Annotated in this window: 8 protein-coding genes and 1 pseudogene; 2 read left to right on the plus strand and 7 right to left on the minus strand. The window is 41.7% G+C overall.

Going from position 1 to position 11,984, the window contains the following annotated elements:
- Window positions 1-41: 41 nt before the first annotated feature.
- Together F6K64_RS33405 and F6K64_RS33410 are read right to left on the minus strand one after the other, a co-directional pair.
- Window positions 42-1,302: pseudogene (locus F6K64_RS33405) on the minus strand (RNA-guided endonuclease InsQ/TnpB family protein).
- Window positions 1,303-1,573: 271 nt separating this feature from the next.
- Window positions 1,574-1,705: a hypothetical protein gene (locus F6K64_RS33410; protein WP_267872131.1), complete on the minus strand. Its 132-nt coding sequence runs from the start codon at window positions 1,703-1,705 to the stop codon at window positions 1,574-1,576.
- A 503-nt stretch (window positions 1,706-2,208) separates the two neighbouring features.
- On the opposite strand from F6K64_RS33410, the gene F6K64_RS33415 reads away from it, so the two are divergent.
- On the plus strand, window positions 2,209-3,174 hold the full coding sequence (locus F6K64_RS33415; RefSeq protein WP_008191349.1) for a DMT family transporter: 966 nt from the start codon (window positions 2,209-2,211) through the stop codon (window positions 3,172-3,174).
- Window positions 3,175-3,308: 134 nt separating this feature from the next.
- On the opposite strand, the gene glk is transcribed toward F6K64_RS33415, so the two are convergent.
- From glk to F6K64_RS33440, 5 genes are all read right to left on the minus strand, one after another.
- The gene (gene glk / locus F6K64_RS33420) at window positions 3,309-4,286 is read right to left on the minus strand and encodes a glucokinase (protein WP_008191346.1); all 978 of its coding nucleotides are present in this window, start codon (window positions 4,284-4,286) and stop codon (window positions 3,309-3,311) included.
- A 129-nt stretch (window positions 4,287-4,415) separates the two neighbouring features.
- Complete coding sequence (locus F6K64_RS33425) at window positions 4,416-5,453, minus strand: zinc-dependent alcohol dehydrogenase (RefSeq protein ID WP_229414776.1); 1,038 nt, start codon at window positions 5,451-5,453, stop codon at window positions 4,416-4,418.
- A 148-nt stretch (window positions 5,454-5,601) separates the two neighbouring features.
- A complete protein-coding gene (gene hxpB, locus F6K64_RS33430) occupies window positions 5,602-6,273 on the minus strand; it encodes a hexitol phosphatase HxpB (RefSeq protein WP_008191342.1) in 672 nt (223 codons plus the stop codon).
- An 11-nt stretch (window positions 6,274-6,284) separates the two neighbouring features.
- Window positions 6,285-7,262 carry a zinc-dependent alcohol dehydrogenase gene (locus F6K64_RS33435; RefSeq protein WP_008191340.1) on the minus strand — a complete coding sequence of 326 codons (978 nt, stop codon included), beginning with the start codon at window positions 7,260-7,262 and terminating at the stop codon, window positions 6,285-6,287.
- Complete coding sequence (locus F6K64_RS33440) at window positions 7,262-8,782, minus strand: aspartate aminotransferase family protein (RefSeq protein ID WP_008191337.1); 1,521 nt, start codon at window positions 8,780-8,782, stop codon at window positions 7,262-7,264. The genes F6K64_RS33435 and F6K64_RS33440 overlap by 1 nt, the downstream gene beginning before the upstream one ends.
- 1,483 nt (window positions 8,783-10,265) lie before the next feature.
- Here F6K64_RS33440 and F6K64_RS33445 point away from each other — a divergent pair.
- Window positions 10,266-11,609 carry a methyltransferase domain-containing protein gene (locus tag F6K64_RS33445; RefSeq protein ID WP_008191335.1) on the plus strand — a complete coding sequence of 448 codons (1,344 nt, stop codon included), beginning with the start codon at window positions 10,266-10,268 and terminating at the stop codon, window positions 11,607-11,609.
- Window positions 11,610-11,984: the final 375 nt, after the last annotated feature.

Raw genomic sequence — 11,984 nt, forward strand, 5'->3', positions numbered from 1 at the left:
GTGCCATTAGCAGTGGACTGTGTGACTATTCCTACATCAAATCAAAGATTATGATGTAGGCTTCTCAGATTTACAAATGAGACTTGCTGATCCTCAATATCTTGTATCGATTTACCACAGCCATTCAGCGGCAGTCCAACCGCCATTAACGCACGATTCAAAATGTTGATACCACTGTTCCAGTCACGGTCAATCGAAACACCACAACTGGAACAATGATGAACGCGCTCACTTAAACTTTTCAAGGGCCCTAGATCCACAATTGAAGCACTCAATACTTGTCCGACGGGGGTCAACTTTCTGGAGTAACAAACCGCGTTTGACCGCTACTGCTTGTAAAATTTCCATAAATGCCCCCCACGCCGCATCATGTATTGATTTGGCCAGTTTTGTTCTGGCAAGTCCTTTGATGTTTAAATCTTCATGAGCAATCAGGTCGTAATTACTACATAACCAATGAGCAACTTGATAATGAAATTCCTTTCGGCAACGGGTTAAATGAAGGTGCAATAAAGCCACTTGATTCTTAGCTTTTTCCCAGTTTTTAGAACCCTTAACACGACGCGACATAACCCGTTGGGCTTTTGCTAACTTGTCTTGAGCCTTTCGGTAAAACTGAGGAATTGCAATAGCCTCACCATCTGATGTGGTTAAAAATTTTTCTAAACCCACATCAATACCAACAGACGATTTAACTGAATCTACAGGAAGAAACTCAGGGACAGTATCATCTTTCATTGAAATGCAACAATACCAACCGTCTGCTTTTTTAACGATAGTGCATTGTTTGAGAGTGAAACCGTCCGGTATAGGTCTGTGCATTACCACAGGTATCTCACCAATCCGACTCAGCTCAAGCACTCCATCTTTTAGATGTGCTCCCGCTCTGGAATTGTTAACCCGTGGGAATACAAAAGATCGCAAGTCACCAGTTTTCTTAAACCGTGGTCGTCCCCCTCGTTGACCATTAACATCAGGTTTTCGCCATCTATCCCATGCTTTATTAAGCCGTTGTAGGTTAACCTGCTGAGTTTCTGTGTAGATTTGTTTGTACTCAGGGAACCACCGCTTAGTTTCTTTAAGGGCGGCTTGCTGGGTGTAGTAGTTGACAGGTTCCGGAATTTCACCAATCGGCTCACTCACAAGACTGCAACGGTCAATCGGGGTTCTAGTCCGCTTGAGCCAGTCAAGCCGTTGCCCTAGAGCATAGTTCCAGTGACGACGCAACAATTCAAGCCATCTCTCCATGATGGCTATCTGTTCGTCACTAGGCTTGATTCGATAGCAGTAAGTTAACAGCATAATGTGATTGTACTACTTGCGTACTGTTGAGAACCAAGATACCCCGTCGGGCAATTCCCCTCCCGCGCTTATCAAAGATTATAACGGGAGACCCCTTGCCCGTTTAGTTAGGAATTTTCTGGATTAGTTGCCACTTTAATGGTAGACAAGAGAATGGGAAATGATCCCAAATTACTTGGGTAGTTACTGATAATCCTCTATTATACCAGATCCGGTAGAGTGTAGCAGATATCGGATTCACTGATTAGGCTCAAAGGCTCGCGACTGAGGTTCAGAGGATAAACCGACCCAACAGTTGTTCAAAGAATGCCTCGTCGTGCTTTAGGGATGGTCGCCCGATCACCCCAAAGGGATGCTCCTTCAGAGCCGCTACGGGAACGCAATAATAGTGCGATTCGGGCAAAGCCCGACCCTTCGCGAACGCTATATCGCCATATCGCAATAATAGTAAGCCTAACTCTGGGATACATTGCCAATACTATCGGACAGGATACTATATCAAATCCGTTTAATTGTCCATAATAAAAATTACGATATTGTTAATCATCACTAATCCTCCAGACGTGATATAAAAATTTGATACTGATTACCTTTGATTTGGTGAGCAGGATACTTTATGATTAGACTATTATTTATTTGGAGCAGAATAGTAGGTTATAGCTTAGCTAAACTATACTAAGCTATCAGCTAATCAGCTATTCATGATGAGTGTAAGATAACAGACCAAAAAGACCCAAGTAACGTCAGCATCACCCACGAGGAAAAAACCTCTCCTCTATAGACGTTAACTCTAACGTCTATACTCTCCTAGGTTGATCAACCCAATGATTGCCTTAATTTAGCTATCATTTGATAGCTAAATACTTACAAATTACGGTATTTTTAGTCAGCATCTAACACCAAAAAATGAAAGCGATAGTAACAGAATACAATAGAGAGCAAACATCAGAATTACTACCAATACTATTATTAGTAATTGCCTTACTTGCTTTATCTATAACAGCCATCTTAATCAGGTTTTCTCTTCAAGAAATAAGTGCTAATGCCACAGTATTCAATCGTCTTTGGATAGCTACTCTAGTCTTTGGTTTGTGGAATGGATTCAGCCAAGTACGTACTCAAACATCCCAGAAGAACTCTGAACCACAGTCAGGTTACAAAATTGTCGATATCTTACTTTTGGTAGGCGTAGCGATCTCTCATCTGAGTGGTAGATTTCTATGGACTTGGTCCTTAACTCAGACGAGCGTTGCTAATAGCAATGTCCTAGGATCCATAACACCATTTTTCGCTACTATAGGAGGATGGTTAGTATTTAAGCAACGTTTCGACCGTAGATTCCTCATTGGTCTGCTACTTGCATTGTTAGGGGCAACTACTATACAAATTGAGGATTTGCTAAAATCCTCCAATAATTTTATCGGTGATACTGCGGCCTTAGCATCTTCTGTATTTTATGCAGTAAACTTTTTACTACTAGAACAACTGCGAACCAAGTTTTCTGTAGAAGGAATACTGATTTGGCGCTGTGCTTTGGGAACACTGTTTATGATCCCAGTGGTTCTGATATTCAGCGATCAAATTTTCCCGATTTCTTGGTCAGGATGGTTAGCAGTGATTTCCCTAGCTCTTGTCTGCGAAGCTGTGGGACATGGTTTAGTAGTATACAGCCTCAAGAATTTTTCTTCAGGCTTTGTTTCCTTAGTGCTGCTTCTTGATCCAATCGTTGGCGCTATTCTGGCCTGGATTCTATTTTCAGAAAGCCTAAGTATTCTTAACATACTAGCTTTTGCTGTGATTATAGAGGGAATATATCTAGCAAAAACTGGCAAAGGTGCTGATAAGCCAAGTATTAAGGAACAAAACACCTAAGACCATTTTCCGTTATGGATGCTATAATTATTTAGTCGGTAATTGGGTTAGTCGGTAATTGGTAATTGGTATAGCAGTTTTCACTGGATTGAGAACTGCTATAACATGCTTACCTATTAATAAATTAGGATTAGTTATGTTGAAGATAGACTTCTGCGAGCATACCAAGCAGCACCCTGCAAAGCGGCCTGGTCATTAAGAATCACATAGATAGGAATAGACTTCAGCAAATCTACCATCTTATCCTTATTAATAAAATTTTCCATAAACAGAGGTTCACGCAGCTTATCGAGAATGCGAGGGGGAATCCCTCCACCGATATAAACACCGCCAGTTGCGAAAAACTTAAGGGCAGCATTTGCGGCTTCAGATGCCAAGATTGAGACAAACATCTCTAAAGCTTGCACACAAAGGGGACATTTATTGGCCAGAGCTGCATTACTAATTGCTGCAGCTGGCTCTCCTTTGCTCATTTCTTCTGCTAACCATTCAGGGGTGTTGCCATGACCGCTATCCCGCAAATAATTATACATACGAACTAACCCAGGACCTCCTAGAAGAATCTCGTAGCTAACCCGCTTGTATTCTTGCTGAACATAACGCATCAGTCCCACTTGAAGCTCATCCAAAGGAGCAAAGTCAGTACTCCCACCTTCAGATGCGATCGCATGAACTCGACCTTCCACCTCAACGGTTGCTGCTTCTCCCAAGCCAGTACCAGGTGATACTACTGCTCGATTGCCCCCTGGTATTTTAGTGCCGACATTAAGAGTAACTAACTCATCATCCTTTAGGGTTTCTATGCCATAAGCATTGGCTTCTACATCGTTGAGCAAACTAACCGGAACACCGGTAACTGAAACTAATTTAGCCGCTTCTACTTTATCCCAAGGTAAATTAGTCAATTTACACACACCTTCCTGTATTGGACCAGGTAAGCCGAAACAAGCAATTTTAATGGGATGCTCACAGCTTTTAACGAAAGCCCCAACCAGATCTTCAAAACTGTGATAGTCTTTACACTTATAAGTGCTTTTTTGGACTATAGAGAGGTTCTCGTCAAATACCGCTAATCGGCAATTTGTTCCGCCTAAGTCACCTGCTAATATCATAAGTAATTCAAAATTACAAATAAAAAAATGCTATCAACGTTTTAAGTTAATTATACCTTAATCAGTAAGCATTCAGCCGTCAGCCGTCAGCCGTCAGCTGATAGCTGATAGCTTACCTTAATCAACTTCTTAAAAATCAATCACTAAGGCTCGGCAATCCGGTTGATTGTGGATATCAACTGCTTCTGTTGTTAATTTTGAGAAGGGAATAGTATTGGTAATAATCGGTTCTAGATCAATCTTCTTTGTGCAAATTAGTTCTATGGCCTGACGAAAATGCTCTGGAGTATATCGATAGCTACCATAAATCTTGAGGGAACGATAATGAATTAAATTAGGATTGCCCCGAAACTCAGTTCCCGGGGGTGTTCCACCAAACCCAACTGCGGTACCGCCACACCTGAGCAGGGTCAATGCCTGCTCATAGGTTTCCCCAGAGCCAACGGCTTCAATAACCACATCAGCACCATAACCGTCGGTTTGAGCCATAACTATCTCTTTGAGAGACTCTCGGGTAACATTAACGGTACGATCAGCACCCAAAGCTGATGCCTGTTCCAGAGAATCATCATGTTTGCCAGCTAGAATAATTTTGGTAGCACCTCTCAAGCGCGCTAGCTGAAGGAAGGTCAGTCCCACACCGCCATCACCAATAATTACCACACAATCGGACAAACCAATATTAGATAAGTCAATACCCTGAAGGATACAGGCTAGTGTTTCTGTATAGGCAGCAAATTCATAGGGAATCGATGAAGGCAGTTCAACAATTCCGCTAGCCAGGGAAGCCGGAACGCATACAAACTCAGCCATGCCACCGGGTTGTAACTTAGTTGGGTTGAGGCAATGGCCTAATGCTCCTCGCTGACAGTAAAAACACTCTCCACAGGGTTTTTCTGGGTTGACGGTAACGCGCATCCCTGGTTTGACTTTGGTAACACCCTCCCCTACAGCAACAACATCTCCTGCCAGCATCCTACCAAAAATGACTGGAGGATGATGCTTGGCGTGTCCCACTAATACGGCCCGTGCGTGCATCGCACAAAAGAAACATCTCTGAACCTGTATCAATACTTCCCCTGGGCTAGGTTCAGGTCGGTCTATTTTTTCTAAGCGAAAGTTCTCACGTCCTGGACCATACCAGACCGCAGCCTGCATGGTTGTCATACTATCCTGCTCCAATCTTGTTTACTGTCCACTAACCTTGAGTGCTCAGCTATCAGCTAATAGCCATCAGCCCAAGAGCTAATCGGGATTAGCTGATAGCACGTGGATCTCTACCTCCGTATACATACATGTTTAGGTGAGGTTTAGCCTAGCTATATTCAGCTAAAAACTTTTTCAGCCAAGGCTCAGTGATTTGTTCTAGGGATTCAAGGGTGACATCTGCGATCGCAAAACGTTCATCCTCTAGATTTTCTGGTGCTGGAACTGCAATACATGCCATGCTGGCAGCTTTGGCACTAATCACGCCACGAACCGAATCCTCTAAGGCAACACACTTGGTTGGTTCTATACCCAGACGACGGCTAGCGGTGAGATATACTGCTGGATGGGGTTTACCAAATTCCTCGGCTTCTGCTGATGTAATCACATCAAAGGCATCCTTTAAATCGAGCCGTTTGAGTACTGTATCAATTAGACCGATGGGAGATGACGTGGCTAGGGCTAGGGGTAAGTTTAATTCCCGACACAAGTTTACGGTTTCAATTGCACCTGGCATCGGTTGTCCCATGGTCATCAATAGGTCACTCATCCGAGCAATCATTGTTCGACATACCTCAGCTTGGCTCATACCAGTCCAAGGAAATCGAGCATACCAATACTTGACCACCTCATCGTTTCGCAAACCCATTGTTTGAGAAGACATACTCTCGTTCATGGGAATGCCAAGGTCATTGAAGACTTCGATTTCTACCTTAGACCAAAACGGTTCACTATCAATTAGTAAACCATCCATATCAAAGATCACAGCTACATCCTGCATCAGAATCTTCCTCAAGCGTCGAGATCTACAACAGTTCGGGTTCCAGGCTGTGGACTCCAATTAGTCAATTCTATAGGAAGCTTCTCTAGAGGGATAAACCGACCCAACAGTTGTTCAAAGAATGCCTCGTCGCCCTTGATGGATGCGATCGCAGCCGCAATGGTTTCGTCTGTAGCACCAGCAAAAGATGTCACTACCGCAATCTCTCGCATAAATAACTCATGGGGAGAAATCGGTAAAGAAATCCCTGGTTTAGGAACACCATAGATACAGACTAAACCCCCTTTACGAACAAGATCCAGTGCTGTAGCCAGACCCCCTGGTGAACCAGAACATTCCACCACCACGTGTGCCTGGTTTGGTTCTGGAACTTGGATCCGTTCAATTCCCAATTTGTTTAGCCAAGGGAGCGGCTCTTTGGTGATATCGTAAACTTTAATCTCTCCCTTGAAGTTGGGGGAATGATTGAGGAGGTAGGTAATTAGAGTACCTGAAATCCCTCCCCCAATCACCAACACTTTAGGGTGTGAAGTAGCTAATAGATTAACACCAGCTATAATCCGTTTTACTCCTCTTACTGCACAACTTAACGGCTCAATCAGCACCCCTAAAGTTGGATTAGAGAATTCAAAAGGATGTAAGGAATTTCTAGGAGCACAAATTTGCTCAGCATATCCTCCATGTTCATTTACTCCAAGTTCTTGGAGATTGAGGCAGTGACTAGTTAATCCCTCTAAACAATAACTACATTTTCCACAGGAAATCTCATTATTGAGGGCAAAATGACCTTTTTGATTAGGCAAGCTACAGACTACTTCATGACCAAGAATACAGTCTTTATCTAAGCCTGCTGCGGTTAGTTGCTGGTCTGTTTTACAGACTCCCACAAATTCTACCTTAGCAATTACTTCATTATCTTGAGTCTTGCTAGGCTCAGGAAACTCGCGAATTTCTACTTGATTTGCTTTGGATAAAACTGCTGCTCTCATTAAATAGCTCCTGAGGTTTCAGCGGTTGGACATAATAGGATATCAAGCTTGTGTAGCACTTGGTCTAAAACACCAATAGTGCAATCAATTTCTTCGTAGCTGATATCAAGATAAGGAGCAAATTTCAAAACGTTCAGGTCGTATCCTCCGGTTTGGAGAATCATGCGCCAACTCTGATCTTTCCAAATAAAATCATTGTCTTGAGCAATGGTTGCTGCTAGTTTGGCAGACCCTTTGTAAGGTATACCCTTTTCATCAGCAAAAACCATGTTAAGTAACAGTCCCAGTCCATCTACACTATAAACACAGGAATGACGGGCTTGGAGTTCCTGTAGTTTGGTCAAAAAGTACAAACCTTTTGCTGGTACTGATGTTTCGTAGTCTTGTGCCAGCATATAACGCCATGTTGCTAAAGCAGCAGCAGTTCCGAGAGGATGGTTAGCAAAATTGCTGTGAGCGTGTCCAGGAGTGAAAAAGTCTGGTGCTACTAGGTCTTCTCGCGCCCAGACTAAGCTAACTGGACTCAAACCATTGGTGAAGGATTTGCTCAAAGTAATAATATCTGGCACAAACCCAAAATGTTCGAAGGCAAATAATTTACCAGTACGGTACATCCCAACTTGAATTTCGTCATCAAATACAAGAAGTCCGTGCTCTCGTAACTCGCTGATAAACCCTTTAAAGAAATCCGTGGGTGGGATGGTGTAGCCTCGTCCCTGACAAGGTTCTACAACTATAGCACCGACCTCTGAACTGGTTTCACTTGCGATGCCATAAAATTCGTTGGAAAATGCCTTCCGAATCATGCGATCGCAGTATAAGTCACAGGTTTCTGGTTCCTTTTCATAGAAACACTGAGCGCAGTTAGCAAACGGAAACATAACTGCCCGTTCTGAAAACTCATTAAAATACTGTCGATATCGATGACTACTCGAAAGGTTGAGAGTACCAAGAGAGCGACCATGATAACCACCCATCATCACAGCTACTTTATTCTTGCGGGTGTTCTTACGAATAATCTTTAGGGCATCTTCCACCACAAGTGCGCCGCCCACATTAAAAGATACTCGGCCTTTGACACCTGTTCTTTCATACATCGCATCTACTACTTGTTTGGCGATTAATAATTTTTCACGATGTAGAAAGTCGCCATTGGCTTGAGGTAATGTATGGAGTTGTTTAGTAACCTCTGATTCAATCTCTGGATTGCGATAGCCAAAGTTACAACTTGAGTGCCACATTCCCGTATCGATATAGGATTTACCCTCATCGTCGAAAACCAATCCCCCCTTACAACCAGTTACAATGATTGGTCGCTCTTGATAGTGAACAGTATCCCCCCAACATAGATATTCCTGATCAATTTCGCGCAGAGCCTGGCTATCGATTGTAGTTGGTGAATCTAGTCTTTCTTTATCTAAGACTGGGATTTTTTTGACCCCTTGGTGCCAGGGCATTTCTGTAGTAGTGCCACACCATTCCTCAGCCGTTTTTGATGATCCTTGATTAATCTTGGTCATGAGATCACTGTTTTTACTTTTTTTGCACAGGGTAAGGGCAATAATCAATAAAAATGCCGTGTAATACGTACTATTTTTAACTTTAAATAGCACTAATAACTAAGGTTTATTATGGTCATAATCCTTTATATCGATTACATTTCATATCAATTTTTATTGCGCTTACCAATTTTTTTTCACTCCAGATAATTTTATCACAGCATGATTAAATAATTGGACTTTTAAACATAAAAAAAATGTTAAACTTAACACAAACTTAACACAAGCTTAACACAAAAAGTTTCCAGAATAATTGAAAAACTTGAATAGATGTGATATTTTGGCACTTTGACAAAAAAATCTTAACATCAAATAACCGATCACCCCAGATTGGAAAGGGGATTCACCTTGAAGGCGTAGATAATTCAGGATTTATAAGGGTTTCAGGCATTTTGAGGTAATTGACATTTTTCCTTGGCTCACAGAAGTTTTCAGACCTTAAAAGTACCCAAAATGTTAAATTTCCATCATTTATATAAAAATAATCATAATCATAAGAATTGTGATTTATAGTCTTAGATATATTGACAAAATGGACATTTTAAAGTTTTAGGTGCCCTTGACCCATTAAGAATTAAATTCGCTATAGGTGGGCTTTCCAATGGCCGGGGAACCCGGCCTTGGGTCGCACCTATCGGCAAAGCCGACGCGGGGCGCGTTCGGGTCGCACCTATGAAATGGTTAAAATTTAGATTAAATTATGTTTAAATTACTTAACTTAAAACTTAAAATAAAATTAAGCTGTCACTTAATTTGGGTTTACCATGTTCTACTTGTTAAAGTGTTAATCCAAACATGTTGCACCACTATATGTTATAGAGTCGCTATTGAATTATAATAAACACAATGTCGCACAAATGTAAAAAATCTTCATACAATATTAATGTGATGGTGTTTTCAATTTGATAAAATGCTGCATCAAGCCTGAAATTAGGGAAACGTGGGTTAATTTAAAAGTCCTAAAGGCTTTTCAAAATCAATAAGTATTATCCCTACAAAATTCCTCAATTTATAGAGGAATTTTGTATCGAACAATAATAGTGTTTATTTGGCAACAGTATTCGGGACACTATTTATTTAGTGTCTGGATAAACCGCAAGTCTTTAAGGAGTGCCACGGTTACTTCCTAAAGGATTCAGAGAAAAGTTTGAAACTGAAAATGTATAAAATATAAAAATGGCTTTAGATTAAGGATTATCTGTTTGAGAATTCACTTATACCAACATCCTGTCCCCATACCCTCAGACATGCCCATAGCCCTAGATTACTGGTATAAAAAGATTTGGTGGATTTTGATCAAGGGGTAATGACCAAGCAGATTTGGTATTCATGGTTAAGTGATTCAAATTAGGGTCGAGTCGATGAGTGGAGAATTTCGATCGGCTTGCCTTGGGGTCAAGTCATTGGTCAAGTCATTTAATAATTAACAATCACAGAGGTGAACATGAATTTTATTAACACTGACGATCTAGTTAATGGTTTAGCAGATCTACGAGTCAATGGTCCGGTAGGGGTAATTGGCTCACAGGCAAAGGAAGTCTTTGCTTTATTAGCCCAAAAATGGAACCCTCTCGGAGAATCTGCTGCGCAATGCACCTATGAACAAATTGAGGATCTCACTTCCCTAGAAGGACAAAAACAGTACTATGACCTTTTGATTCTGCTTCCCGGTGTTTTAGACAGCGTGCATCAGGTAGAAGAACGCTATCAAAAAATTGTCACCCTAGCACAGACATTGGGTCCTGATGGACGGATTGTTGTGATGGTAGTTGATCCACCCAATTTAGGTTTGATGGAAAGACACTGGGATGATGGTGTTGAGGTAATTGACCAGATCACAAAACCAGTTACGGTGGATTGGATTGGTGGTGTTCGTCACCATTCTGATGGTAAGGAGAAGATGGAGAAGACTGCGATCCTTACGCGCTCAGAAATTCTGTTAAGCTTTGCTGCTGCCGGATTAATGCTGGAGGAAGATCCCCTAACGAGGAAAAATACTAATCCATTTTTAGGGTTACAGCGATTTGTTGCTTGCCGTGGATTGCGTTCTCAATACTCTAGTGGAGAGCTTTACGATGTGCTGATTAGTTTACCAGAGGACTACAAGGCGTTTGTCCTCTCTTATATTTCTCCTGGTATGGAGGTTTTAGAATTAGCTTCCGGTTCGGGACGGTTCAGCATTCACCTGCTGGAAAAAGGAGCTCAAGTCACAGGGATTGAAATTGATGCAGGAATGCTCAATCAGGCACGAGTTAACCTGAGTGATTGGTTAAAAAAAGGACAGCTTGAACTGATTCATGGGGATATCCGTCGTTTTGAGCTGAAACGGCAATTTGATTTTGCTTTCTTATCAGGGGAAGTTTTGGGTGAGATATCAGAAGTAGAGGATCGCTACCGCGCATTTCAATGTATCTCAACACATTTAAAACCTGGAGCACGTCTTTTAATTATTACTGATAATCCTGGTTATTATCTGCAAGGGGGATATCGTCGAACGATTACCCGTAGCCGTCAGTTACCTGATGGAAACTTTGTAAAAATGACTGAGGATCGAAGCTACGACCCGATCGGAATGTATCAGATGACAATACTGCAATATTTGGTCTCATCAAAGGAGAGTTGTTTTCACTTTAGTCATCCTAGAAAAACAGGAATTGTCCTACCCAATGAAATCCGCTTACAAGCTCATTTAACTGGCTTTCGACTGGTAGAAGAATATGCTAACTATCAGCGTGATGAATTGCTTCCTTCATCTCCAAGAGCTATTTATATCTTAGAAAAGTCTTGAATTTAATCATACAGCGGTTTTTAATCCCGTATTGAAAACTGCTGTAAATTTGAAAGCACAATAAAAGCGATGCAGTACGGTTTTGCTGGAAACCCCCGTCAGGCCACTGCATCGCTAAATACTATAGCAATCCTATCTGATTCGTGAAAGAAATGGACTGCTTTAAGGCAGAAGGCAGAAGGCAGAAGGCAGATGATACCGGAGTTGGAGCTAGTTTTTAAGAAGTGCAGTGATTTGACAAATGATTTGGGTGTGGCTCTTTTGGAAAGACGTTTGGTCAGGTTTAGAGAGGTATCGGAAGAGTAGGAGGAGCAGTAATAGAGCAACGAGCTTGAATTAGTCGTTTCATCAAAGGAAGGCCATCTTTGTACAAAG

Origin of the sequence: Moorena sp. SIO3A2 (assembly GCF_010672265.1) — a bacterium.
Classification (GTDB): Bacteria; Cyanobacteriota; Cyanobacteriia; order Cyanobacteriales; family Coleofasciculaceae; genus Moorena; species Moorena producens.

What these genes read in the sequence shown, in the direction of transcription:
- F6K64_RS33415 (WP_008191349.1), top strand. Translation starts at nt 2,209, where the DNA reads ATGAAAGCGATAGTAACAGAATACAATAGAGAGCAAACATCAGAATTA.
- glk (WP_008191346.1), bottom strand. Translation starts at nt 4,286, where the DNA reads ATGATATTAGCAGGTGACTTAGGCGGAACAAATTGCCGATTAGCGGTA.
- F6K64_RS33425 (WP_229414776.1), bottom strand. Translation starts at nt 5,453, where the DNA reads ATGACAACCATGCAGGCTGCGGTCTGGTATGGTCCAGGACGTGAGAAC.
- hxpB (WP_008191342.1), bottom strand. Translation starts at nt 6,273, where the DNA reads ATGCAGGATGTAGCTGTGATCTTTGATATGGATGGTTTACTAATTGAT.
- F6K64_RS33435 (WP_008191340.1), bottom strand. Translation starts at nt 7,262, where the DNA reads ATGAGAGCAGCAGTTTTATCCAAAGCAAATCAAGTAGAAATTCGCGAG.
- F6K64_RS33440 (WP_008191337.1), bottom strand. Translation starts at nt 8,782, where the DNA reads ATGACCAAGATTAATCAAGGATCATCAAAAACGGCTGAGGAATGGTGT.
- F6K64_RS33445 (WP_008191335.1), top strand. Translation starts at nt 10,266, where the DNA reads ATGAATTTTATTAACACTGACGATCTAGTTAATGGTTTAGCAGATCTA.